The organism is Anaerobacillus sp. ABD4_527, assembly GCF_056160805.1.
On record NZ_JBSWXZ010000002.1, the window covers coordinates 886384 to 909009 of the forward strand.

General features: G+C 41.6%; 32 protein-coding genes. 23 read left to right on the forward strand and 9 right to left on the reverse strand.

All coding sequences use genetic code 11. The annotated features are described in order from the left end of the window. The first annotated feature begins 1 nt into the window (after position 1). The 6 genes from ACXAHI_RS16845 to aceA all read left to right on the forward strand — a co-directional run bounded on the left by ACXAHI_RS16845 (position 2) and on the right by aceA (position 4932). Entirely contained in the window at positions 2-886 is an 885-nt protein-coding gene (locus tag ACXAHI_RS16845; RefSeq protein ID WP_270181525.1) for a metal ABC transporter permease, read from the forward strand. Between the two features lie 242 nt (positions 887-1128). Next, positions 1129-1971 (forward strand): DUF1206 domain-containing protein, encoded by an 843-nt coding sequence (locus ACXAHI_RS16850; protein WP_474849828.1) that lies wholly within the window; start codon positions 1129-1131, stop codon positions 1969-1971. Positions 1972-1984: 13 nt separating this feature from the next. Beyond that, entirely contained in the window at positions 1985-2308 is a 324-nt protein-coding gene (locus tag ACXAHI_RS16855) for a thioredoxin family protein (RefSeq protein ID WP_474849830.1), read from the forward strand. 283 nt (positions 2309-2591) lie between these two features. Further along, positions 2592-2717: a hypothetical protein gene (locus ACXAHI_RS16860; protein ID WP_474849832.1), complete on the forward strand. Its 126-nt coding sequence runs from the start codon at positions 2592-2594 to the stop codon at positions 2715-2717. 13 nt (positions 2718-2730) lie between these two features. Then, positions 2731-3636 carry an aldolase/citrate lyase/malate synthase family protein gene (locus ACXAHI_RS16865; protein WP_474849834.1) on the forward strand — a complete coding sequence of 302 codons (906 nt, stop codon included), beginning with the start codon at positions 2731-2733 and terminating at the stop codon, positions 3634-3636. A 21-nt stretch (positions 3637-3657) separates the two neighbouring features. Then, a complete protein-coding gene (gene aceA / locus ACXAHI_RS16870; RefSeq protein ID WP_474849836.1) occupies positions 3658-4932 on the forward strand; it encodes an isocitrate lyase in 1275 nt (424 codons plus the stop codon). Positions 4933-4965: 33 nt separating this feature from the next. Here the strand turns inward: aceA and ACXAHI_RS16875 are convergent, their stop codons facing one another. Then, positions 4966-5190: a hypothetical protein gene (locus tag ACXAHI_RS16875; protein ID WP_270181531.1), complete on the reverse strand. Its 225-nt coding sequence runs from the start codon at positions 5188-5190 to the stop codon at positions 4966-4968. Between the two features lie 39 nt (positions 5191-5229). Next, positions 5230-5703 carry a glycine/sarcosine/betaine reductase selenoprotein B family protein gene (locus ACXAHI_RS16880; protein ID WP_474812500.1) on the reverse strand — a complete coding sequence of 158 codons (474 nt, stop codon included), beginning with the start codon at positions 5701-5703 and terminating at the stop codon, positions 5230-5232. A gap of 171 nt (positions 5704-5874) precedes the next feature. Between ACXAHI_RS16880 and ACXAHI_RS16885 the strand changes: the two genes are divergently transcribed. Both ACXAHI_RS16885 and ACXAHI_RS16890 read left to right on the forward strand, forming a co-directional pair. Beyond that, positions 5875-6078 carry a YuzI family membrane protein gene (locus tag ACXAHI_RS16885; RefSeq protein WP_474814827.1) on the forward strand — a complete coding sequence of 68 codons (204 nt, stop codon included), beginning with the start codon at positions 5875-5877 and terminating at the stop codon, positions 6076-6078. A gap of 104 nt (positions 6079-6182) precedes the next feature. Next, positions 6183-6527: a hypothetical protein gene (locus tag ACXAHI_RS16890; RefSeq protein WP_474849838.1), complete on the forward strand. Its 345-nt coding sequence runs from the start codon at positions 6183-6185 to the stop codon at positions 6525-6527. A 36-nt stretch (positions 6528-6563) separates the two neighbouring features. On the opposite strand, the gene ACXAHI_RS16895 is transcribed toward ACXAHI_RS16890, so the two are convergent. Further along, a complete protein-coding gene (locus tag ACXAHI_RS16895) occupies positions 6564-7343 on the reverse strand; it encodes a superoxide dismutase (protein WP_474849920.1) in 780 nt (259 codons plus the stop codon). Positions 7344-7537: 194 nt separating this feature from the next. On the opposite strand from ACXAHI_RS16895, the gene ACXAHI_RS16900 reads away from it, so the two are divergent. Further along, positions 7538-10357, forward strand: coding sequence for a transglycosylase domain-containing protein (locus ACXAHI_RS16900; protein WP_474849840.1), 2820 nt, complete (start codon positions 7538-7540; stop codon positions 10355-10357). A gap of 69 nt (positions 10358-10426) precedes the next feature. Here ACXAHI_RS16900 and ACXAHI_RS16905 read toward each other — a convergent pair whose 3' ends face one another. From ACXAHI_RS16905 to ACXAHI_RS16930, 6 genes are all read right to left on the reverse strand, one after another. Beyond that, the gene (locus ACXAHI_RS16905) at positions 10427-10642 is read right to left on the reverse strand and encodes a spore germination protein GerPB (protein ID WP_474812496.1); all 216 of its coding nucleotides are present in this window, start codon (positions 10640-10642) and stop codon (positions 10427-10429) included. Between the two features lie 14 nt (positions 10643-10656). Then, positions 10657-10872 (reverse strand): spore germination protein, encoded by a 216-nt coding sequence (locus ACXAHI_RS16910; RefSeq protein WP_270181537.1) that lies wholly within the window; start codon positions 10870-10872, stop codon positions 10657-10659. A gap of 43 nt (positions 10873-10915) precedes the next feature. Continuing rightward, entirely contained in the window at positions 10916-11323 is a 408-nt protein-coding gene (locus tag ACXAHI_RS16915; protein WP_474812493.1) for a spore germination protein GerPE, read from the reverse strand. Beyond that, positions 11320-11496, reverse strand: coding sequence for a spore gernimation protein GerPD (locus ACXAHI_RS16920; RefSeq protein ID WP_224881323.1), 177 nt, complete (start codon positions 11494-11496; stop codon positions 11320-11322). Before ACXAHI_RS16920 ends, ACXAHI_RS16915 begins: the two co-directional genes overlap by 4 nt. After that, entirely contained in the window at positions 11493-12104 is a 612-nt protein-coding gene (gerPC, locus tag ACXAHI_RS16925) for a spore germination protein GerPC (RefSeq protein ID WP_474849842.1), read from the reverse strand. The genes ACXAHI_RS16920 and gerPC overlap by 4 nt, the downstream gene beginning before the upstream one ends. A gap of 70 nt (positions 12105-12174) precedes the next feature. Further along, positions 12175-12396 carry a spore germination protein gene (locus ACXAHI_RS16930; protein ID WP_270181540.1) on the reverse strand — a complete coding sequence of 74 codons (222 nt, stop codon included), beginning with the start codon at positions 12394-12396 and terminating at the stop codon, positions 12175-12177. A gap of 203 nt (positions 12397-12599) precedes the next feature. On the opposite strand from ACXAHI_RS16930, the gene ACXAHI_RS16935 reads away from it, so the two are divergent. The 14 genes from ACXAHI_RS16935 (at position 12600) to ACXAHI_RS17000 (ending at position 22464) form a co-directional block, all read left to right on the forward strand. Next, a complete protein-coding gene (locus ACXAHI_RS16935; protein ID WP_474849844.1) occupies positions 12600-13259 on the forward strand; it encodes a DUF4397 domain-containing protein in 660 nt (219 codons plus the stop codon). A gap of 58 nt (positions 13260-13317) precedes the next feature. Next, entirely contained in the window at positions 13318-13569 is a 252-nt protein-coding gene (locus ACXAHI_RS16940; RefSeq protein WP_474812487.1) for a hypothetical protein, read from the forward strand. Between the two features lie 47 nt (positions 13570-13616). Further along, positions 13617-13823 (forward strand): DUF2188 domain-containing protein, encoded by a 207-nt coding sequence (locus ACXAHI_RS16945; RefSeq protein WP_474849846.1) that lies wholly within the window; start codon positions 13617-13619, stop codon positions 13821-13823. 89 nt (positions 13824-13912) lie between these two features. Continuing rightward, the gene (locus tag ACXAHI_RS16950; RefSeq protein WP_474849848.1) at positions 13913-14395 is read left to right on the forward strand and encodes a ribonuclease H-like YkuK family protein; all 483 of its coding nucleotides are present in this window, start codon (positions 13913-13915) and stop codon (positions 14393-14395) included. A gap of 119 nt (positions 14396-14514) precedes the next feature. Beyond that, positions 14515-15534 carry a GTP 3',8-cyclase MoaA gene (moaA, locus tag ACXAHI_RS16955; protein ID WP_474849850.1) on the forward strand — a complete coding sequence of 340 codons (1020 nt, stop codon included), beginning with the start codon at positions 14515-14517 and terminating at the stop codon, positions 15532-15534. 5 nt (positions 15535-15539) lie between these two features. Then, on the forward strand, positions 15540-16328 hold the full coding sequence (gene fdhD, locus ACXAHI_RS16960; RefSeq protein WP_474849852.1) for a formate dehydrogenase accessory sulfurtransferase FdhD: 789 nt from the start codon (positions 15540-15542) through the stop codon (positions 16326-16328). 90 nt (positions 16329-16418) lie between these two features. Continuing rightward, on the forward strand, positions 16419-16691 hold the full coding sequence (locus ACXAHI_RS16965; protein ID WP_474849854.1) for a hypothetical protein: 273 nt from the start codon (positions 16419-16421) through the stop codon (positions 16689-16691). Positions 16692-16820: 129 nt separating this feature from the next. Further along, positions 16821-18659, forward strand: coding sequence for an LTA synthase family protein (locus ACXAHI_RS16970; protein ID WP_474849856.1), 1839 nt, complete (start codon positions 16821-16823; stop codon positions 18657-18659). 68 nt (positions 18660-18727) lie between these two features. Continuing rightward, complete coding sequence (locus ACXAHI_RS16975; RefSeq protein ID WP_474849858.1) at positions 18728-18982, forward strand: hypothetical protein; 255 nt, start codon at positions 18728-18730, stop codon at positions 18980-18982. 165 nt (positions 18983-19147) lie between these two features. Beyond that, a complete protein-coding gene (locus ACXAHI_RS16980; protein ID WP_474849922.1) occupies positions 19148-19987 on the forward strand; it encodes a transporter substrate-binding domain-containing protein in 840 nt (279 codons plus the stop codon). Positions 19988-20003: 16 nt separating this feature from the next. Continuing rightward, entirely contained in the window at positions 20004-20681 is a 678-nt protein-coding gene (locus ACXAHI_RS16985) for an amino acid ABC transporter permease (protein WP_474849860.1), read from the forward strand. A 141-nt stretch (positions 20682-20822) separates the two neighbouring features. Next, positions 20823-21551, forward strand: a complete 729-nt coding sequence (locus ACXAHI_RS16990) for a SurA N-terminal domain-containing protein (RefSeq protein WP_474849863.1) — start codon at positions 20823-20825, stop codon at positions 21549-21551. 46 nt (positions 21552-21597) lie between these two features. Then, positions 21598-22230, forward strand: coding sequence for an HD domain-containing protein (locus ACXAHI_RS16995; protein ID WP_474849865.1), 633 nt, complete (start codon positions 21598-21600; stop codon positions 22228-22230). Between the two features lie 63 nt (positions 22231-22293). After that, positions 22294-22464: an H-type small acid-soluble spore protein gene (locus ACXAHI_RS17000; RefSeq protein ID WP_474849924.1), complete on the forward strand. Its 171-nt coding sequence runs from the start codon at positions 22294-22296 to the stop codon at positions 22462-22464. Positions 22465-22626 lie beyond the last annotated feature (162 nt).

Genomic DNA, 22626 nt, shown 5'->3' on the forward strand with positions numbered 1-22626 from the left:
CATGAGCTATGGCGCATGGATTATCCTAACAGGCTCACTTGTAGGAGTATCATGTGGAATCGTTGGGTGTTTTCTAATATTGAGGAAGATGGCGATGTTAGCTGATGCGATCAGTCACACCGTCTTACTAGGAATCGTACTTGCATACCTTGTAAGTCACTCCCTCGAAGGAATTTATATGCTTGTAGGTGCTGGAATAATCGGTCTTTTGACTGCCTTCTTAGTACAGGTCCTCGATACGTCTGGTGTTCAATCTGATGCAGCGATCGGCGTTGTGTTCACATCGTTGTTTGCTCTTGGAGTTATCCTTTTATCAGCTTTTGCAGGAAAAGTTCACCTTGACGTCAACCATGCATTGATGGGTGAAATTACATTCATTCCATGGGATACGTTAACGATCAATGGAATGGATCTTGGACCATCCGCCGTATGGATGCTTGGTTTTGTCCTGATACTGAACCTTATCTTAATCTTTTTCTTTTATAAAGAAATTAAAATCAGCTCATTCGACCCTGCTATGGCAACAGCAATTGGGATTCCAGTCATCTTCATCCACTACCTTTTGATGTCGATGGTATCCATTACGACGGTAGCATCTTTCGATAGTGTGGGTGCGATCTTAGTTGTTGCGATGTTGATCGTACCTGGAGCCACCGCGTACTTGTTAACAGATCGATTGATCATTATGCTTTGTATCAGTGCTGTAATCGGGGTCGCTTCTGCAGTCGGAGGCTATTACGCGGCGCTTGCATGGAACATTTCGATTTCAGGTTCTATGGCATCCATCGCTGGTTTAATCTTTGGTCTTACGTTTATTTTATCTCCGAAACATGGACTATTAGGTAAGGTGCTTGCTAGAAGGTCAATATCTACACAGCACTCATAATCCATTTAACGCGATAAATTATAGAAGAAATGATTCGAAACTATATGAAAATTTAGAGACTTATAGTATAGTAAGTTCATATCGATAGACTGTACCCACGGGTCTATCTCCTCAATTGAAGGGCCATCCGAACGAATGCTGGATTCGTTCGGATGGCTATTTCTTTTTTTATTTTTAGATTGAAATGAAATTTCACAGGGAATATACCTGTGGAATGGAATTGATTGAGAGGAGAAATAGAGATGGACGTAGGTACACAATCAAGAGCGAAGGCTCAGCAAGCAAAAAACGATGTAAAGCCCTGGATAAGAGGGTTGGCAAGGATGGGCTACATTGCAAAAGGCGTTGTATATTTGATCATCGGTGTTCTTGCCTTTCAAGCTGCAATTGGTACGGGAGGAAAAACGACTGATTCGAAGGGAGCTTTCGCAGCGGTCGCCTCAAAACCGTTTGGAGAAGCACTTCTTTGGATTTTAGCTGTCGGATTACTTGGTTATGCGATGTGGAAGTGTATTCAAGGCATTAAAGATCCGGAGAAAAAAGGAAATGGGACGAAAGAAATCTTCTTACGCATTGGATTTGTTGGAAGTGGGATCGTTCATGTGTTTCTAGCCTACAACGCCGTACAGATCATTTCTAGAGCTGGAAGTTCTTCTTCAGGCGGAAAACAAACATGGTCTGCTATGTTACTAAGTAAGCCTTTTGGGCAATGGATCATCGCTTTAATTGGTGTTGGATTCATCGTATTCGGCATTACTCAAATCGTTAGAGCTTACAAGAAGTCGTTTATGAAGAGTTTAAAAAATCACAATATGCATGACCAGGAACAATGGTGGGGAAAACGAGTCGGTCAATTTGGCTTGAGTGCGCGGGGTGTTGTATTCGGCTTAATGGGAATCTTCTTTATTCAAACAGCGATTACAGCAGATCCTGATAAAACAAAAGGACTCGATGGCGCACTTTCAGAATTGTCACAACAGCCTTATGGTACTGTACTCTTAGCTATAGTCGCCCTCGGTTTCATCGCATATGGATTATTTATGTTTGTAAAGGCGAAGAATAGAAGAGTAACCGTTTCTTCATAGGTAGGTGGATTATTTGAAAGAAATCACGTTAAAAGATGCACAAGTAGCGATACAGGATGAAGCATTGTTCTTTTTATACCTGTATGGAACGAACTGTTCAGTTTGCCATGCGCTGCTACCACAGGTAGAAGAAGTACTGAATGAGTATCCAGAAATACAGTGTGGAAAATTAAACGTACATGAGGTTCCTGAAGCGGCAGGTGAGTTCTCAGTGTTTACGATTCCTGTTCTCCTCTTGTATGTTGAGGGAAAAGAAACGATACGCGAAGCACGATTTGTTAACATGGATTCTTTTGCTTCAAGTATCGAGAGAATCACGACTCTTATGAAAGGTTAAGGAGCAGCTTCCTGCTTCTCAGCTAGGAAAGAATTTCTGTATCATAACACAATATTAAGAAAACAACGCACAGCATCCCACAGGATGCTGTGTTTTTCTGTGTCATCACACAAAAATAACTCGATAAACTCAGTTTAATTTGGGTGTTTATAATAATTTTTATTTTTCTGAAAAATAGGTTGAACCTTTTTGTTTTATTGTTATATAATACTAACATATTAAGTTAGTTGTACTATAACAGATAGGAGGAAGTTAATAATGAATTGTTACACGTGTTCTGGAAATGGTGAACTTTCTTGTCCTCATTGTCATGGTAAAGAAAGAACGGCTGAACAGTGCAAGCACTGTCGTGGAGAAGGCTGTGTTGGTTGCCATCGTTGCAGTGGCAATGGGCGTTTGGATTAATTGAAAGGGGGCTTCTAATGGGAACGGTGAATGTTAAAACTGTATCACTAACACGGTCAGATCAAGAAGCAAAGTTCCTATCGAGGCTCATTCATACATTCGATGTAGAACGCTCGCAGAAACATGAGCCAAGAAACAGCGGTTTGAACACAAACGTAAATCGTATAGACAGCAACTGGCGCATTAAACCGGTGAGAAGAGATCTGCAAGACCAGAGAGTCGGTCTGATTGTAAGACATCATTCAGAAATGAAGAGATGCCTTGAATCCAAGGCGAAGGTGATTTCGGTCTTTTTAGAATCATCGCATCGTACATTTAACAACTTTCAAAGCGCTATCGGAGATGCATTGAGAAGCTCTAGTCAGATTCCAGCGATTATGTGCAATATTAATGCAAACGAAAAGGAATCGGTATTAATCTTCGGGAAGTACTTGTTCCAAAATGCTGAAGCCTTATTACATAGGCGATCAGCACCATACTTTTCAATAAGAGGGATCGATTCTTGTGAAATGGCGAGGGTATGGAGAAAGCTTATATCTTTCGCTGAAGCTGAACTTTCACTTATAAGAGGTACTGTGAAAGTGGCGATTGAAATTGACGGAGTGAATGATAAAGACTGCGAACACATTCTTTATGAGTTTAAAGACCATTGTGCTGGTCTTAGGGTGGCAACTGATGATCAACACGTTGATAGCGAGATCGTACAAAACACGATTACGATCGGCCATGTGCGAGGTGCTCATGTCATCGCACTTAAAGAGCAAACGTTCACCGAGAAAGCAGCAGAATCAGAAGCAATAACAGGGTTTGACGGAATTAGTATTTGCAATCATACAGCCATCGAAAGCATGGTAACCATTTGGGATCATATTATGCCAGAAGCAAATCAGTTATGGAAGAAACGAAAAGGAATCACTTGTTAACTTACTTTAGGGGAGGAATTAATGATGAATGAAGGAAAAAAGTTACTGGATAGCTGGAAGTCAGACCGTTTTACAGGTGTTGAACGACCGTACACACCTGAAGACGTAATGAAGTTAAGAGGATCGGTTCAGATCGAATATACATTAGCACGTAGAGGTGCTGAGAGGCTCTGGAAGTCCATACACGAGGAAGACTTTGTGAATGCGCTTGGTGCATTGACAGGAAATCAAGCCGTTCAACAAGTAAAAGCGGGCTTGAAGGCCATATACTTAAGCGGATGGCAGGTAGCTGCTGACGCAAACGTTTCAGGGCAAATGTATCCCGATCAAAGTCTATATCCAGTAAACAGCGTGCCGCAAGTTGTAAAGCGAATTAACCAGGCTCTTCAAAGAGCAGATCAAATTGAGCATTCTGAAGGTAGCTTTAATCGTGATTGGTTTGTTCCGATCGTAGCGGATGCTGAAGCTGGATTCGGTGGTGCACTAAATGTATTTGAACTGATGAAGTCCATGATTGAAGCAGGTGCTGCAGGTGTTCACTTTGAAGATCAGCTATCTTCTGAGAAAAAGTGCGGGCACCTCGGAGGGAAGGTGCTGCTTCCAACGCAGCAAGCTGTACGTAACCTTATCTCCGCAAGACTAGCGGCTGACGTGATGGGAGTACCAACAGTGATCATCGCTAGAACAGACGCGAACGCTGCTAACTTGATCACGAGCGATGTAGACGGCTATGACCGAGAGTTTTTAACAGGTGAACGAACTCCTGAAGGGTTCTTTTACACGAAGGCTGGACTCGATCAAGCGATCGCTCGAGGGCTTGCTTATGCACCTTATGCTGATTTGATCTGGTGTGAAACATCAGAACCAAACCTTGAAGAAGCGAAGCGATTTGCAGATGCGATTCATGAGAAATTCCCTGGAAAACTTCTCGCATATAATTGCTCTCCATCGTTCAACTGGAAGAAAAAGCTTGATGACGAAACGATTGCGAAATTCCAGAAAGAATTAGGGAAGATGGGCTATAAGTTCCAGTTTGTAACACTTGCTGGCTTCCACGCGCTTAACCACAGCATGTTCGAACTTGCTCGTGATTACAAAGATCATGGAATGGCTGCTTATTCGAGGCTTCAACAAGCTGAGTTCGCAAGCGAAGCGGATGGCTACACTGCGACAAGGCATCAGAGAGAAGTAGGAACTGGTTATTTTGATGCGGTATCTCAAGTGATTACAGGTGGGACTTCTTCCACGACAGCTCTCAAAGGGTCAACAGAAGAAGAACAGTTTTCAACGAATTAAGAGAAAAACCGGCTGATTCAGCCGGTTTTTTCGTTACTTAAACTTTATGTTAGATTCCACGATCGTTCCGCCTTCAGTTACCTCTTTCAAGCAATCGAGTGCTTTATGAAGAACCTGTTGTTGCTGTTCTTTATTCCCAGGTTGTCCTACAGCACTCCCAAAAGGAAATCTGCTATATAGCGTGCGGGGGATTTTCACATAGTCTGCAATTTCTTTTGACATCGAGAGTGTAACGGTTGGAATTCCGTGTTCTTCCAATATGCGAGCGACCAGACCGGCCGACTGTTGGCAAATTGGTCAGGAAGGAACCAACAATGCGAAATCAACGTTCTGCTGAAGCAGTTTTTGTGCTACTTCAGGTGCAGTAACCTGTTTTAGTGGATGAGGGGTTGGGATATAGCCCATAAAACTATAGTGGGTATCTGCGAGTCCCCCAATTCTTCCTTCCTCCACCAGTTCGTTCATTCTTTCAAGCGGGAAGAGGACGTTAGGGTCCTGCCTTACGTTTGTTTGGTCATAATGTTCATGAGAGAAAGATAGATCTTTGTTCGGTGTAGTTGCAGGTATTTCTCGGTAAGATGGGTCACCTAATCCGAAATGATCGGTAAAAGGTGTTTGTCCTTTTACATAAACCCCACCTGTTGTGATGATAGCACCTTTTGCATTACTTAGATCTTTTGTAAAAGGTGTGAAAGGTGTTGTTTCGTTTTTTTCGTATCGAAACGATGGAACCCAGTTTTGCCTTACTGCTTGTTCAACTTTTTCGATCAACTTTTTCTCCTCCTTTCGTATGTAATATCCCCATTCCGTTTTATCATTTATGCCAATAGATGAAAAGATATATGCTCTAACACTCATAATTAGAAGGACAAGTTAATATGATGGGTAATAAAAACGTTGGGAGGGACAGGCAGGAATGAAAAGGACGTTTGCCTATGTGACATGATCTTTCGTTTTTTCATTTTTCTAGTTGGCTTTGGTCTCTCTGTCGCAGGAGGCGTTACCTTAATACTTGAGCTGAACTTTATTATCATCGGTCACACTGTTTTAGAATATTTACAATATGTATCACGACGACCGGAGATGTTTTTATTTGCATCTGGAATCATCGTAATTTGGGTAAGTGTATATTGGCCTAAGTTTTAATGTGTGAAATCCCAATATCTCCGCTAATGTCCCTTTCATAATCGAGCACTTTCCATAACCTATACTGTAGGCAATCGAACGGTAAATGGAAAGGGAGATGGCATGTGAGGGGTATTGGACATCATAAGAATTGTTATGATCCGTGTCTACACACGAGATACAATCATCAAGTGAGACAGTTTGGACTTGGATATCCTTTTCTCGGGGGTTTAGCAGGTGGGCTTGCTGGAGGGTTTATCGGAAGTGCGATAGCACCAGGATACGGAGGCTATGGCTATCCTAGACCAAGACCTCCTTATTACGGTGGTGGCTATGGTTACCCACCGTATGGATATCAAAACTACCCAGGACAATACGGAGCTGGCTACCAGAGCGGAGGATACCCAGGTGGTTACGGGAGCTATGGAGGTCAGTACAGTTCACCATACTGGCAAGGTTCCTATAGATAAGGAAAGAAGCAAAGACGATGTCTTTGCTTCTTTCAATTAAAACGACTCCCATTTCACAAGCTGTGCAGTTTCAAGGCGATGGGTGACCTCAAGCCAGTTCACAACATTCCACCAGTTATCAATATATTCTTTTCGATTATTCTCATACTGAAGGTAGTAAGCGTGCTCCCATACATCGAGAACAAGAAGAGGAATCACATCCCATTGACTCAGGTTCTGATGCTTTTCAGCTTGGAGAATTTCTAATCGTCTCGAAACGGGTGACCATACAAGAATGGCCCACCCTGAACCTTCGACTTTATTGGCAGCATTCGTAAACTGTTCTTTAAATTGCTTGAAGCTGCCAAAACTCCTATTAATTTCATCTAACAGTACGCCAGAAGGTTTCCCTCCGTGTGGTGTCATCACCTTCCAGAAGATCGTGTGTAGATAGTGCCCTGCACCGTTAAAAGCTAGCTCCCTTTCCCAGTGTTTGATGAGCTCGTATTTTCCTTTCTTTCTAGCCTTTTCGAGCTCCGTTTCGGCTTGGTTTAAACCATCTACATAACTCTGGTGATGCTTATCATGGTGCAGCTTCATAATACGAGCAGAAATATAAGGTTCTAATGCATCATACGCATAAGGCAGAGGTGGCAGTGTATGACCACCGACCGGTACACTCTCACGGCGAATCGCTCTCCATTCGTTGTATAGCTCTGCCGCCCTTATATAAAGAGAATTGTTAGGAGATGGGTCCTGAATCTCTACATGATATTCTAAATCCCTTAACCAATTTTCTGTTAACGGGATGAGTGATTCGTACCGCTCATTGTTCATAATCTTTTCGTAAAAATGATTCCCCCATATCAATAGCTCATCAGGTGTAGAACTGTCCATATTTCATCCTCCTTTCCTTGCCGTTATTACTATATGAAATGGAATAGAACTTTTATCATCAAAATTTAATGTTTTTTACAAGTGGTATGTGGGTATTCCTCCTTATAGACTAAGACCTTTAAGGTGGGATTATAATGGGGAAAAGCACGAATAAGGGGACGAAGCAGCCTAGAAAACGTACTTTTTTAAGATACATAGCATTGAGCATGGTGTTTATTATGATTTTTGTTTTATCTTTTGGAGGCTATAATACGTATGCTTATATCAACGATGCACCTAAACTTGATGAAAAAGAGTTAAACCTTGCTCAGTCTTCAACGATTTACGACCGAGATGGAAATAAGATAAAAGATCTGATCGGTAAGGAGCATAGAAAAACAGTTGCCTTTGAAGACATTCCAGACCACGTCGTGAACGCGTTCATCGCAGTTGAAGATGTGAGATTCTGGGATCATAGCGGTGTCGATGTGAAACGAATAGGCGGTGCGATTCTTGCGAATATCAAAGAAGGTTTCGGCGCAGAAGGCGCGAGTACGATCACACAGCAAGTAGTGAAAAACATGCTTCTTGAACCTGAGAAAACGATGAAGCGAAAAGTCCAAGAAGCTTATCTTGCAATCGAGTTAGAAGAAGAGTATTCAAAAGAAGAAATCTTCGAAATGTATGTTAACAAAATCTATTTTGGTAATGGAGCATACGGTGTCGCAACCGCAGCTGATACATACTTCGATAAGAATTTGGATGAACTAACGACTGGTGAAGTTGCTTTATTGGCCGGATTACCACAAAGACCTTCTGGCTATGATCCATATAAACATCAAGATCTTGCTGAAGAGAGAAGAGGAACCGTCCTCTATCTGATGGAGAAACACGGTTTCATTAGTAAAGAGGAACGAAAAGAAGCAGAAGCTGTAGCAGTATCTGACTTGATTGTCGAAAAGAAAGCACCTTCTACAACCAATGACGCGTTTATTGATCAAGTGATCGTAGATTTGAAGAAAGCAGGAATACCTGAGACTGCACTCTTTACAGGTGGCTTGGAAATCCATACGACCCTCGATCAAAATGCACAGCAAGTTGTTGATGATGCCCTGACAACGGATAAGGCAGTAGCGTATCCAGATGAGAAGTTTAAAGCTGGTATTGCGTTGATCGATACACAAACAGGTAAGATCAGAGCGATAGGTGGAAATCGTAACTCTGAGAAGAAAGATGTTCAAAAAGGGTTCAACTATGCAACACAATTAGAACGTCAGCCTGGCTCAACGATTAAACCGATATTAGATTATGCACCTGGTATAGAGAAACAGAAATGGTCTACGAACAAACAGTTCGTGGATGAAGAGCTTGAATTAAATGGAAAAGAATTTAGCAATTGGAACGATGAGTACCATGGCAGTGTATCCATTAGGACTGCATTACAGTGGTCATATAATATTCCTGCCATCAAAGCATTCATGGAAGTTGGTGGAGAAGAAGCGAAAGCATTCGCTGAAAATCTAGGAATCTCGATCGACCATACTTATCCTTCATATGCGATTGGAGGGTTCAATAAAGGGATATCTCCATTAGAACTTGCTGGAGCATACGCATCATTTGGTTCTGGAGGAGTTTTTCATGAACCTTATAGCGTAGAGAAAGTCGTTTATCCAAATGGGAAAGAGCTGAATCTAGCATCTGAGGGAAGCCGTGCCATGAGTGAAGGAACAGCTTACATGATCACAGATATGCTTCGCACCGTAGTAGAAGATGGGACGGGTATGCAAGCGAGCATTCCAGGTCTTGACGTAGCTGGGAAAACTGGTACAACGAATCTACCAGAAGAAATCAATGCTGAAGGAACATCAGATTCATGGTTCTCAGGTTATACAACGAATTTTACGGCAGCAGTTTGGACGGGTTATGATCAAACAACGGCAGAAACGTTTATAAAAAAGAAGGATGACGACATCGCAAAACTATTGTTTAAGCATGTGATGGAAACAGTATCTACGGATGTTGAAACTGCAGCATTTGAAAAACCAGATTCGGTCGTAGAGTTGAAAATCGACAAGAATTCAGGCTTGCGAGCAAACTCAAAGACTCCAACTTCAGAAACGATAACAGAACTATTTTTCAAAGGTGAGGAACCAGAAAAAGCGAAGCTGCCTGAACCAAAACCGAAAAAAGAAGAGAAAAAGAAACCAGCTCCTCCTGTAAACAATAGCGATAAAGAGGAAGACAAAGAAACGAATGAAACTGAAGAGTCCTCTGAAACAGATGGACAGAGTAATTCTGCTGAAGATGCAGATGAAGAGAACAGCGGTGAACAAGGTTCAGAAGGGACTGAAAGTGAAGAAGATACCGAGAGCTCTGAGTCAGGAGATGCTGGCACGGAAGAAGGCTCAGGTTCAGGGTCAGAAGACTCAGGAAGTGAAGAAGGCTCAGGTTCAGGATCAGGAGACTCAGGAAGTGAAGAAGGCTCTGGTTCGGGATCAGGAGACTCAGGAAGTGAAGAAGGCTCTGGTTCAGGATCAGGAGACTCAGGAAGTGAAGAAGGCTCTGGCTCAGGATCAGGAGACTCAGGAAGTGAAGAAGGCTCAGGTTCAGGGTCAGGAGACTCAGGAAGTGAAGAAGGCTCAGGTTCAGGGTCAGGAGACTCAGGAAGTGAAGAAGGCTCAGGTTCAGGGTCAGGCGACTCCGGAAGTGAAGAGGGCTCTGGTTCAGGATCAGGAGACTCCGGAAGTGAAGAAGGTACAGGGGGCTCAGGTTCAGGAGAATCAGGAAGTGAAGAAGGCTCAGGTTCAGGGTCAGGCGACTCCGGAAGTGAAGAAGGCTCAGATTCAGAGTCAGGAGATTCAGGAAATGAAGAAGGAACTGGCTCAGGGTCAGGAGACACAGAAGGTAACAATAATGGAAGCTCAGAGGCTGGTGAAGAAAAAAATAAAAAATCTAACAAAAAATCAACTGAATAAATTTAAAAACCTCCAGATCATTCTTCTGGAGGTTTTTGTGATATGTAATAAACCGCCACTTTGGCGGTATTAAGATGGAGGAGCTAACGGTACATATGGGCTAAATTCAGACTGAAACTGTTGAGATTCAAACTCTGGAGCTGGCTCTGTATACGCTCCAGTATTGTAAAGGTTAGAAAGTGGCTTGATGACACCTGCACTACCAATTTGAAGAACTGAAGAGTTTGAAATTCCTTCGACTCTAAGCTGATGAATGACGATGTTTTGGTTTACAAAGAAATTCAAGGCTCTTCAGCTCCCTAATTATTTGCGGTGATATCTTGGTCAGCGATGTCAGGATCAAATGAGTTCGTCATACTGAATCCGTTGTTTACAACATGAAAATCTCCAGTATTAAAACCTCCTGAACCTGCGTATGTTTTCGAAGTCGATTTAGGTGTTGTATTGAAGCTGTCCCCGAAGTTTACGACTCCCCCTGCGCTGTTGATTTTTACTGGACCTACAATAGAAGGCATGGATAAACATCCTTTGCAGTGATAGTTATACCGTATACTATGTCTAATCTAGGGATATGTTCGACTTATCCTCTTCAGGATCAGAGAAGAATTCACGAACGTTCTTTACTCTCGCTTCGCTTCGAATGAATTGCGTGGAACCTACGTGTAGAACAGAAGAAGCTGCAACACCGATAATATCTATTCCGCCTACTTTGATTACAGGGTTTTCTTGTATCGTTATTTGTTCCACACACTCCGTAATTACAGGGAGAGGAATCTCTTGAGAATAAATAGGAAATTCGGATAAATCCTTTGCTTCATCGCCTTTAAAGATGGGGTACTCTCTTTGCACGGCGTATACCTGCGATTCAGGAGTAACTTGATTGCTGTCCCCAATCTGCACTGTTGCAGCAAGGTCTACTGATGCGACACGAATCCAGTTTACGAGTGAAGCTCTAGAAGGAATCATGTCGTGATTGGCACAAATGGTCTTGTGACAATTAATGATTCGGGTGGTGTATCAAATATTGATGAGCATGCGACAGTTTGAGTATCTCCGATCAATACCACTGAAGAGCTCGCTACGGCCATGATCGAAAGCTGACCGACTGAAAGACCTCTATTTATGACGGTGTACTTCATTGTGGTTCCATCCCCTTCGGTAAGTTTTTAATGAAAGCTTCCATTCCCTTTACGACATCCCGCTTGATTTTTGTGACGATTTCTTCCGCCACTTCTTCATTCGTTGCTGAAGAAGAACGAGTGCTCGAATCGCTTAAATAATGATTGATTCTTTGGTCGAGCTGTTTTTGTATATCGTTTAATATAAAATGACGATAAGGATCGTCGAGAGGGTAATTATATTGTTTTTCCAATTCCATTAGTTGAGGTAACGCATCCCTCTGCATATATGATTGCACGTTCTGTTGAATGGCTTGAATGGCTTCAGGTGAAGCTGCTGGACTATTTGGTCCTTGTGGCTGACCATTGACCGTAAAGTCTTCTAACATTTCCCCGTTTGCGCCCGGCGTCAGTCCGATGTTAAGGGTACCATCCAACCTCTCTATTTTAAGTTGGTCAAATTTGTATTCAACTTTTTCAATATTCGTTTTAGGAGATTGCGCTTGCTCTTTCATTTTTAATTCGAGCCGCTTGATCTTCTTTTCAAGCTTGCTGATTCGATTGTCTTGTTGGGCAATAGTTTCTTGCATCCGTTGCAGTATCGCGTATAAGTTATCGTTTGGATACATAGACAATCCTCTCCCGTATAGGAATCTTACTTCAGTCTATGCTGCAAAGGATAATAGGTGTTCGCCCTCTTTAGATATTTGCAACGACGTTCTGATCTGCAACATCGGAATCATTTACTGTCGTTACACTGTAGGAACTACTTACGTTAAGTCCGTTTCCTGTATTAAATGAACCTGCACCAGCAAATGTTTTCGCTGTGCTGATAGGAGATACGATAAACACGTCACCGACATGAAATACTCCGCTACTACCGATGCTGTTTACTTTGATTGCTCCAACTAATGCCGGCATGATTTCACATCCTTTTCTAACGTCTCTTGTTACTGTATGCGATAAAACGGGCTGATGTTCAGACAAGTGATTGGGCTAATTCATCCACTAGTACTGAAACATCATCAACAAATTTAAAAAGATCGTTTTATTATTTGAATATTTGACTGCCTTCTGTTGAAAAATAGTCTCGTCAGATAATAGAAGAAAAAGGATGTGTTTTTATGAAAATAATCGTCTCAATCCTCTTAACCGCATGTATGGTAATGGGATTATCTCAGTTCACTCAAGCTGGCGAACAATCAAACGTAAGAGTGATCCATGCTTCTCCAGATGCGCCAGCAGTAGATGTCTATGTGGACGGGAAGCCTGCTTTTGAAGGAGCTACATTTCAAGCAGCAACGGACTATGCATCCGTAACACCTGGTGAAAGGAAAATACAAGTGTTTCCTTCATCTGCCGGAGGAAAAGGGGATGCAGTTCTCGAGAAAACATTAACGATCGGTAGTGGCAAAGACTATTCCGTTGTTGCTTTAGGAAAACTTTCAGACCTTTCGCTGCTTGTTTTAGAAGATGAGACAGCAACTTCAGAGAAAGCGGGTATCCGTGCTGTTCATGCATCACCAGACGCTCCGGCTGTCGATATCGCCGTTAAAGATGGAGATGCCATCATCAGCGATCTTTCGTTCGGTAAATCTTCCGACTACAAGACGGTTGATCCAGGGACGTATAATCTTGAGATTAGACCAGCAGGAAGTAGCCAATCCGTTCTAGATTTACCGAATATTCCTGTCGAAAGTGGGCAGAATTATACTGCGATAGCAGTAGGTTTCCTTGATGGCGAACCTAGTTTGAACGTTGTTCTTGTAAAAGACGGTAATTAACACGCGACCGCAGCGATTCCGCTGCGGTTCTTTCTATCTAATATTAGGAGTGAGTTACATGCATACAAAGCAAACCGTTCGTTATATTTGCGAACAGTATCAAAGCGGAAATCATTATTATTATAAACAGGAGCTCATCACTCATGATTCATGGCAAAATCCTTCTTCTATTCAATGGTCGGCAAGACGTCCGATCACGAGGAAAACGTTTCAAGCTAAAGAAAAAGAAGGGTATAAGACGCTCGTAATAAAAGTAGAGAAAGCGCCTGCAGAAATTCTCTTATTCACAAAGCGAAAGCAAAGCGTTTAAAAAAGGAGCGGAAGGGTATTAACTTTTCAAAAAGGAGATGCTTCTAATTGAAGACGATTTATCACGTTCAGAGCCATCATGGTGAGAAGTGGCAGGTGAAACGAGAAGGAGCAGATCAAGCTACCAAAACGTTTTCTACAAAGGAAGATGCCTATCAGTTTGGAAGAGAACTTTGTGATTCTAATAGACCCTCAGAGCTCATTATCCATAAGGTAGACGGTGAAATCGAGGATAAAAGCCTCTATAATGACTAGTAATTTTCGTTCGGGCGTACATATTTTTCAGCTTTTGAATAAATATAGTAGTACTAACTACTACTTTTAGATGAAAGAAGGGAACTGCGATGGATTTTATTAGTCCCTCAGCTGGAAGAGTGACGGTCGAACAAGTTACCGGATTGATCGAGACATATACGAAAGAAGACCCTAAAGCGACTTATCGCATTGTCATAGGTACTGACTCTCAAACAACACGTAAAACGACACAATTCGTAACTGCCTTGATCATTCACCGGGTAGGAAAAGGAGCAAGAATCTTCTACCGAAGAGAAAAACACAAACCCATTCATGAATTGCGACATCGTATTTATAAAGAAACTGAAATGAGCCTCGAGCTTATGGAATCATTAAAGGAAGAAGGAATCGCTGAACTTTTAAAGAAATGGCCGATCGAAATTCATCTTGATGTAGGAAAACAAGGTGAAACGCGTAAGATCATCCAAGAGGTTGTTGGTTGGGTAACAGCAGTAGGGTACATTGCCCGAATTAAACCATACTCATATGGAGCGAGCAGCGTTGCTGATCGATATACGAAATCCATAAGTTAAACTGGCCATGCCAGTTTTTTTCTTTGGACAATCCTATTAAATTTAGGGTTAAGGCTGGAAAAATATGCACGAACCCTTTAACATTAACCTTACTACCACATTGTGAAAGGAGTGAGGTTATGTCTCGTGAGGAAAAAGTTCATGATCGCTACCAGCGTCCGTTAAGAGATTTGCGAATTTCTGTAACCGATCGATGTAATTTTCGCTGTCGCTATTGTATGCCAGAGGAAACGTTTGGCCCAGATTATGAGTTTTTACCAAAAGCAAGTTTACTGAGCTTTGAAGAAATCACAAGACTTGCGAAGGTATTCGTGGAAATGGGAGTCGAGAAGATCAGACTTACTGGAGGAGAGCCCCTCCTTCGAAAAGATTTATTTGTTTTAGTACATATGCTTTCATCGATCGACGGAATAAAAGATATTGCTCTTACTACAAATGCTTCTTTACTAAAGAAGCATGCAGTAAGCTTAAAAGAAGCTGGCTTAGATCGTGTCAACGTAAGCCTCGATGCGATTCACGATGAAACGTTCGGTAAGATGAATGGAAGAGGAGCGAAGATCAAGCCGGTCCTCGATGGGATACAGGCAGCTACGGACGCTGGCCTCGGTGTAAAGATTAATATGGTCGTACAAAAAGGATTGAATGACCACGAGATTATCCCGATGGCAGAGTACTTTCGACACAGCGGACATGTCGTGAGGTTCATTGAGTATATGGATGTGGGAAATTCGAACGGGTGGAAGTTTGACCATGTCGTAAGCAAAAAAGAGATCGTAGATGCTATATCTCAACTGTACCCTCTAGAAGAGGTTGAACCTGCTTATTACGGAGAAGTTGCGAATCGTTTCACATACCTTGATGGAGCTGGTGAGATCGGCGTAATTTCTTCTGTTAGTGATTCGTTTTGTGCGAACTGCACGCGTGCGAGATTATCAGCAGATGGGGCTCTCTATACCTGTTTATTTTCCTCAAAGGGCACAAGCCTTCGCAATCCACTACGAAACGGTGCGACTGACAGTCAGATGGCAGAGCTTCTTCATTCGATCTGGATGGGACGTGACGATCGCTATTCTGATGAACGAACAGAAGAAGGAGTCGAAAAGCGAGAGAAAATCGAAATGTCCTTCATAGGTGGGTAAAAGAGATGAACAGTAGCAAGAGAAAAATCGTTAGCTACCATGATGGAAGATTTGTTGAGAAAGAAGATACGATTGCGTTAGAAAAACCCCTTACGATAAGAGTGAACGGTGTGGAGTTTGCGACGGTCGTGTGCACTCCTGATGATCTTGAAGAATTAGTCATCGGCTTTCTTGCTTCAGAAGGAGTTGTAACATCTCATAAAATGATTGAAGAAATGCTGTTCAACGATGGGCAAGGAATCGTGAATGTGAAAGCTAAAACGAACATTTCGCTTGAAACAAAGTCATTTACAAAACGAAAAATCAGTTCATGTTGCGGAAAGAGTCGACATTTTTACTTTGAAAGTGATTCGAAAACTGCCAAAACGATCATGAACGCGCCTACTTTGTCAGCTGAAGATTGCATAAAGTACATGAGCACGTTACAAGAGGAATCTTCTACTTTTCATTCCACAGGTGGCGTTCATAATGCTGCTCTTTTTAACCGTGAAGAAATGATTGCGATTCGAACTGACATCGGGCGTCACAATGCATTAGATAAATTATATGGGTACATGCTTCAGAACGAGGTACCACCATCTCAATTAGTTGTCGCCTTCAGCGGACGGATATCATCAGAGGTTGTGTTAAAATTATCCAAGATGGGAATTGGAGTTCTCTTATCTAAATCTGCACCGACAGATCTCGCTTTACGCCTTGCAGAAGATCTCGAAATCACAACGGTCGGATTTATTAGACGCGGAGGATTTAACGTTTATACGAGAACCGACCGAATCAAGCTACGCTCAGAGTAAATTCTGAGCGTTTTTCTATCTGTTTCGCATGTTCTTATGTGTATCGGCGAATACTACGGTACATATAGAGTAATGAAAGGCGGATTGGTGATGGGTTGGACGATTGCTATGCTTCTTTGGGCATTTGGAATATTGATCGTTGCAAGTCCAAGGGTATTGTTCCATAAACTTGAATTGAAGAAATCAGATACAGCCAATCATTCTAGAGCATCTAGAAACTCTGACCGAGGAGAAAGTATCCTGTTCTTTCTTGAGACGAAAGCACTCGATGCCATTCCATGGTGGATCGTGACGCTCTTTTGTGTGTTTACTGGCTTAATCCTCATCGTACTTGGCGTAATCGCACTTGTTTTTTCATACTAAAACGAAGCTTCTTTCATTCATTCGTTTAATTAGTAATGTAAAAACAAGAGTAGCCGTTTGGTCTCCCTCTATTAGTGGTATTAACGTATAGAATAGAACGATACAGGGAGACGTAAGGGGTTGGAGTAGATGGAAGTAGAGAAAAGAGAAGAGCGAATATGGCAATTCTATTTTATACTCGTAGCACTGTTATTTGTGAAAACATATGTAGTTTATCGCTTTGAGTTTTCATTAACGATAACTGGGATTGGTGAAGAGCTGTTGTTGTTTATCAATTCACTAGGAGCAATTTCTTTGCTGCTTGGGATCGGCCTTTTTAAGAAGCATTCAAAACCAGGGCTGATGTTAGCAGTATATTTTTTATTATCTGTAATTTTATATGCAAATGTTCTCTATTACCGGTTTTACATAGATTTTGTAACAGTGCCTGTTCTATTTCAGTTCGGTAACGTAGGTGGGTTGAGTCAAAGTACGGTCGAGCTGATCAACTGGTATGACCCTTTCCTTGTCTTAGATGCGTTCGTATTGTTTTGGCTATTGAAAAAGTGGAAGATGCAGGCGAGTTCTTTATCAAGCAAGCGAAAGAAGAGAACAGCTTATGCTGCAACGGGAATGTTTCTAGTGACAGCAGTGCTGGCGATTGTGCTCCACCCATTACTATTTGAGAAATCTTACGACCGTGAGCTATTCGTGAAGTCGTTAGGGGCTTATACCTACCACGTATACGACGTAGCTTACCAATCGATTGCATCTTTAAATAGTGTTTTCGCGGATGATACTGACATATCCGAAATACAGGACTTTGTAGATAAGAGTAGTGTAGACCGGTCTTCTTTCTTCGGTGTTGCTGAAGATAAGAACATTATTCTTATATCACTTGAGTCCACTCAAGCATTTATGATGGAAGAAGAAGTGGATGGCGAAGAAGTTATGCCGTTCTTGAACAGCCTAAAAGATGAGAGTTATTACTTTCCGAATTTCTATCATCAGACTGCACAAGGAAAAACGTCAGATGCTGAATTTATGATCGACAATAGTTTATATCCACTTGCAGGAGGTTCGGTTTTCGTCAGGAAACCTGAAAACAACTTTCACTCTCTTCCGTTAGCATTGAAGGAGGAAGGATATACCACGACATCATTCCATGGAAATGACCGACAGTTTTGGAATCGCGAGGAAATGTATGAAACGCTAGGTTATGATCGCTTTTATTCAAAGAAGGACTACGATGTTACGGATGGAAATTCAATCAACTATGGACTTAAGGATATCCCCTTCTTTGAACAGTCTATTCCTTATCTAAAAGAGCTTAAAGAACCTTTCTCAGCAAAGTTTCTCACGCTCACTAATCATTTCCCGTTCTTACTAGAAGAAGAAGATACGTACATCCCATTGCCTGACACGAGCCAAAGCGTTGTGAATCGCTATTTTGCAACTGTTCGGTATGAGGATGAATCGATCAAAAAGTTCTTTGAAGACTTAAAGTCAGAAGGGCTTTACGAAGATTCAATCTTTGTGCTGTACGGAGATCATTATGGGTTGTCTGAAACATACAATGACGCGATCGGTGAATACCTTGGTAAAGAAATCGGTCCAGTAGAGCACATTCAACTACAAAAAGTGCCGTTGATCATCCATATTCCTGGTCAAGAGGGAAAAGTATTTGACACTGTTGGAGGGCAGATCGACCTTAAGCCGACTATCCTTGAACTTCTTGGTATTGAAGAGGAGAACGGCTTGAATTTTGGTAGAAGTCTCTTAGCACCTGACCGAAAAAACCTTGTGATCTTACGAGACGGAAGTTTTGTGACGGAAGATTATGTGTATACGAAGAATACATGCTACAACAAAGAAACCGGAGAGAAAACGAATCGAAACAAATGTGCAAGACACTTTGAACACGTACAAGATGAGCTAGATTATTCTGATCGCGTGATTTACGGTGATCTTCTCCGATTTATGAAGTAAGATGATGTAAAAAGGTTGCCAATCGTGGTAACCTTTTTAATAGGACTAAAGGTAAGGAGTTTGAGTGTATGGATATTCAACGTTTGCAAATACTTGCTGAAGTAATTCGAGAATACAAAACGGCGATTCATATGGATGAAAGGAAGGATGAGATCGGTAGTGAAGTTCTTGAAATCATTATGAACTCACAAGATCTTGTCCTATATGGTCATGTGAAGAGAGCGAAAGAAATCGACCGCTTTCCTGGTGAGGCGATCAAGCACCTTGACGAAGCAACCGCATATCTCCATGACAAGATCGATGAGCAAATGCGTCACCATTAGAGATGTGGAAAAGCACTTCCGGACAACGGTGGTGCCTTTTTATTTTTGGAAAAAAGCGAATACTTAGTATGTTGCAGGAAGTTGTACAATTTGTTGCATTTTGTCGTAATAAAATGATATATTTTTAACTGTTTAGTATATTAAAGGGGGATTACTAGTATGTCTATGTACATAAAACGATTGGTACCTATGTTCGTTGTAGGACTACTCGTGTTAGCGATAAGCGCATGTTCAAATGACGAACAAAGCGAAGAAACGACCTCAAAGTGGGATGAAATTAAAGAAGAGGGCAAAATTGTCGTTGCAACTTCAGGAACGCTTTACCCAACTTCATATTATAAAGAAGGATCTGATGAGATCACTGGATATGAAGTAGAAGTGGTAAAGGAAATGGCAAAGCGCCTTGAGCTTGAAGTTGAATTTAAGGAAATGGGCTTTGATGGCATGCTGACAAGTCTAAAGTCAGGTCAAGTTGATCTTGCAGCGAATGACATTACGGATACAGAAAAACGTAAAGAAAAGTTTACGTTCTCTGAGCCTGTAAAATATTCATATGGAACTGCAATCGTACGTAAAGATGACCTGTCTGGTATTGAATCGTTAGACGACCTTGAAGGAAAGATCGCTGCAGGCGCATCTACCACAGTTTATATGGAAGTCGCTCGAGAGAATGGTGCAGAAGAGAAAATCTATTCAAATGCTACGAACGAACAATATTTACGAGACGTTTCAACAGGCCGTACGGATATCATTTTGAATGACTATTACCTGCAAACGCTCGCTTTAGCTGCATTTCCTGAACTCAACATCACGATCCACCCAGATATCAAGTATCTACCGAACAATCAAGCGATCGTAATGAACAAAGGAAACGATGAGCTTCTAGAAAAGGTTAACGAAACGATTAAGAAAATGAAAGAAGACGGTACGCTGAAAGAGATCTCTGCAGAGTTCTTCAACGGTGCAGATGTTTCAGTTGAGCCTGATGTTGATTTTGAGAAGTAGAAGGGTGTTGTAACAAATGGGGAATTTTCAGCCTGAAAACCTATTTGATGCAGATCTTGCGATAAGGTCGTTTCCCTATGTAATTCAAGGCCTAGGGTTAACCATGTTGATTTCGGTCGTCGGAATGATCGTCGGCCTGATCCTCGGGTTGTTTCTAGCTCTAGGTCGTATGTCGAAGGTCAAACTATTACGATGGCCAGCTCGGTTGTACATTTCGTTCATGAGGGGGACACCGATTCTCGTGTTTCTCTATATATTGTATTTTGGACTTCCGATGGCAGGTATTGAGTTTTCGGCCATTACAGCTGCGCTGATCGGATTCAGTTTGAACAGTGCGGCTTACATGGCTGAGATTCAGCGTTCTGCGCTATCTTCGATTGAAAAAGGGCAATGGGAAGCCTCTACGGCGCTCGGGATGTCCTACTGGCGAACGATGAAAGAGATTATTCTGCCTCAAGCAACCAGAATTGCGATTCCTCCTTTATCGAACGTGATGCTAGATTTGATTAAGGCATCCTCTCTAGCGGCCGTTATTACAGTGCCAGAGCTTCTCCATCATGCTCAAAGAGTCGGAGGGCGCGAGTTCGATTTCATGACACTTTATATTTTGGTTGCCTTCATTTATTGGGGTGTATGCGTCGCCGTGTCATTCATACAAGAATTACTAGAGAAGCGGTATTATTATGTGAACTAAATCCCTGCATGAGCAGGGATTTTCTATAGAGAAAAGTATCAAAAAATTACCAAAATACTCTTTTCTATGTCGTAAAAGTTATTGAATGTGTGATACCATTTACATAGGAAATTGCCAAACGTGAAGGGAGAACGACACAGCATGAAAAAACAAATAAGTATGCTAGTCCTGTTAGCAGCCCTATTACTAGCTGCTTGTTCAAACAATGAAGGGGAAAACACGCAAGAAAAAGATACTTCAGAGAATGATACGGTGTCTATGGAAGAAACACAAAAACAACTCGAAGCAATGAAGGTTGAAGAAGATAAAATAGTAGCGACTGTTAACGGTGAAGAAATCAAAGGGAAAGACTACAACTCCATGTTGATGCAAACGCAACTACGCTATACGATGGAAGGGAAAGATCCTTCTGAAAGTGAGACTGCCGAGACGATTAAGAATGAAGTGATGGACAACCTGATCGGTCAGGAACTCCTATTGCAACAAGCAAAAGAAGAAGGCTATAAAGCATCTGAAAAGGAAGTAGAAACAGAGCTTGAACAAGTGAAATCACAGTTTCAAAGTGAAGAGCAGTTACAAGAAGCATTGAAAAAACAAGGGCTCACCCTTAAACAGCTTGAAACTCAATATGAAAACATTGTTGTAGTCGATAAATATGTAGAAGAGAAAATTAACACGCCTGAAGTCACTGAAGAAGAAATGAAGGCATTTTACGATGAGCAGTTCACAAAGGATGCTGACAACCCGCCATCTTATGATGAAATGAAAGACCGAATCAAGAGCTATCTTGAAGAAACAAAGCTACAAAAAGAAGTACAAGAGCTTAGAGAAAAACTGAAAGAAAAAGCAGAAATAGAAGAGATGATCTAGGTCAGCCAACAAGCTGGCCTTTTTTTATGAAGCAGGAGGTAATGCAGTGGAAAACGTAATTAAAGAAATACGTACATATGTTCAACAAAAGCTTGAAAATGAAGGAAGTGGCCATGACTGGTCACATATCGATCGTGTAACAAAGTATGCAAAGACAATTGCTGAAGCAGAGGGTGCTGATCGATTCGTTTGTGAAGTGGCCGCACTCGTTCATGATCTTGTTGATGATAAGCTTGGCGATCCTGAAGAAGGGGTAAGAGAAGTCGAACAGCTTTTAATGGAAGTTAGCACTGAAGAAAAAAATCATATTTTCAACATTATTTCTACGATCTCATTCAAAGGTGGAACGATGCCACCAGTCGAGACACTCGAAGCAAAAGTTGTGCAAGATGCAGATCGATTAGACGCGATCGGTGCCATCGGGATCGCTCGAACGTTCGTGTACGCTGGATCAAAAGGGAGTTTGATGTATGATCCCAAGCTTGCTCCAAGAGAAAACATGTCAGTATCAAGCTATCGAAATGAGCGGTCTACGGCTATCAACCACTTTTATGAGAAGCTGTTAAATCTAAAAGACATGATGAATACGAAAAAGGGAAAAGAGCTTGCAGAAGAGCGCCATGTTTTTATGGAGACATTCCTTGATCAATTTTATAACGAGTGGGAAGCAAAAAAATGAATAATTGGCTCTTACAAGTACAAACTGAAAACAAAAGATGAGAGGATGTTTTTAGTGGATGCAATGAGAGCCAAACAAATATTAGCTTCAAAAGAAGAGATTCAAGTCCTTCATAACGGAAATCCGGTCTGGTTGACTAGCGTAAATGAGCAGAAAGAAACAGCGAGAATCCATGAAACAGATCGACCAGGGCATGAGCATGATGTGTCGCTGTATCAGCTATTCGAACAGTAAATTAGATATAGCATAATAAGACGGACAGTTTAAATTGATTTAATTGTTTTCTAGCAGGAGTGAATACCTCTTGACTCCCTCCGGAAATGTTGATGTACCAGTGTTTATTAGGGTTAAAAATTCTTTTTAAATTTCCCTGTAGGAACTAAGTCCCTACAGGGA

What these genes read in the sequence shown, in the direction of transcription:
- ACXAHI_RS16860 (WP_474849832.1), top strand. Translation starts at nt 2,592, where the DNA reads ATGGTGAACTTTCTTGTCCTCATTGTCATGGTAAAGAAAGAACGGCTG.
- ACXAHI_RS16865 (WP_474849834.1), top strand. Translation starts at nt 2,731, where the DNA reads ATGGGAACGGTGAATGTTAAAACTGTATCACTAACACGGTCAGATCAA.
- fdhD (WP_474849852.1), top strand. Translation starts at nt 15,540, where the DNA reads ATGAACAGTAGCAAGAGAAAAATCGTTAGCTACCATGATGGAAGATTT.
- ACXAHI_RS16970 (WP_474849856.1), top strand. Translation starts at nt 16,821, where the DNA reads ATGGAAGTAGAGAAAAGAGAAGAGCGAATATGGCAATTCTATTTTATA.
- ACXAHI_RS16910 (WP_270181537.1), bottom strand. Translation starts at nt 10,872, where the DNA reads ATGCCTTCTATTGTAGGTCCAGTAAAAATCAACAGCGCAGGGGGAGTC.
- ACXAHI_RS16920 (WP_224881323.1), bottom strand. Translation starts at nt 11,496, where the DNA reads ATGAAGTACACCGTCATAAATAGAGGTCTTTCAGTCGGTCAGCTTTCG.
- aceA (WP_474849836.1), top strand. Translation starts at nt 3,658, where the DNA reads ATGATGAATGAAGGAAAAAAGTTACTGGATAGCTGGAAGTCAGACCGT.
- gerPC (WP_474849842.1), bottom strand. Translation starts at nt 12,104, where the DNA reads ATGTATCCAAACGATAACTTATACGCGATACTGCAACGGATGCAAGAA.
- ACXAHI_RS17000 (WP_474849924.1), top strand. Translation starts at nt 22,294, where the DNA reads ATGAGAGCCAAACAAATATTAGCTTCAAAAGAAGAGATTCAAGTCCTT.
- ACXAHI_RS16935 (WP_474849844.1), top strand. Translation starts at nt 12,600, where the DNA reads ATGAAAATAATCGTCTCAATCCTCTTAACCGCATGTATGGTAATGGGA.
- ACXAHI_RS16975 (WP_474849858.1), top strand. Translation starts at nt 18,728, where the DNA reads ATGGATATTCAACGTTTGCAAATACTTGCTGAAGTAATTCGAGAATAC.
- ACXAHI_RS16965 (WP_474849854.1), top strand. Translation starts at nt 16,419, where the DNA reads ATGGGTTGGACGATTGCTATGCTTCTTTGGGCATTTGGAATATTGATC.
- ACXAHI_RS16885 (WP_474814827.1), top strand. Translation starts at nt 5,875, where the DNA reads ATGATCTTTCGTTTTTTCATTTTTCTAGTTGGCTTTGGTCTCTCTGTC.
- ACXAHI_RS16990 (WP_474849863.1), top strand. Translation starts at nt 20,823, where the DNA reads ATGAAAAAACAAATAAGTATGCTAGTCCTGTTAGCAGCCCTATTACTA.
- ACXAHI_RS16940 (WP_474812487.1), top strand. Translation starts at nt 13,318, where the DNA reads ATGCATACAAAGCAAACCGTTCGTTATATTTGCGAACAGTATCAAAGC.
- ACXAHI_RS16930 (WP_270181540.1), bottom strand. Translation starts at nt 12,396, where the DNA reads ATGCCGGCATTAGTTGGAGCAATCAAAGTAAACAGCATCGGTAGTAGC.
- ACXAHI_RS16895 (WP_474849920.1), bottom strand. Translation starts at nt 7,343, where the DNA reads ATGAACAATGAGCGGTACGAATCACTCATCCCGTTAACAGAAAATTGG.
- ACXAHI_RS16845 (WP_270181525.1), top strand. Translation starts at nt 2, where the DNA reads ATGAGCTATGGCGCATGGATTATCCTAACAGGCTCACTTGTAGGAGTA.
- ACXAHI_RS16900 (WP_474849840.1), top strand. Translation starts at nt 7,538, where the DNA reads ATGGGGAAAAGCACGAATAAGGGGACGAAGCAGCCTAGAAAACGTACT.
- moaA (WP_474849850.1), top strand. Translation starts at nt 14,515, where the DNA reads ATGTCTCGTGAGGAAAAAGTTCATGATCGCTACCAGCGTCCGTTAAGA.
- ACXAHI_RS16850 (WP_474849828.1), top strand. Translation starts at nt 1,129, where the DNA reads ATGGACGTAGGTACACAATCAAGAGCGAAGGCTCAGCAAGCAAAAAAC.
- ACXAHI_RS16950 (WP_474849848.1), top strand. Translation starts at nt 13,913, where the DNA reads ATGGATTTTATTAGTCCCTCAGCTGGAAGAGTGACGGTCGAACAAGTT.
- ACXAHI_RS16985 (WP_474849860.1), top strand. Translation starts at nt 20,004, where the DNA reads ATGGGGAATTTTCAGCCTGAAAACCTATTTGATGCAGATCTTGCGATA.
- ACXAHI_RS16980 (WP_474849922.1), top strand. Translation starts at nt 19,148, where the DNA reads ATGTACATAAAACGATTGGTACCTATGTTCGTTGTAGGACTACTCGTG.
- ACXAHI_RS16915 (WP_474812493.1), bottom strand. Translation starts at nt 11,323, where the DNA reads ATGATTCCTTCTAGAGCTTCACTCGTAAACTGGATTCGTGTCGCATCA.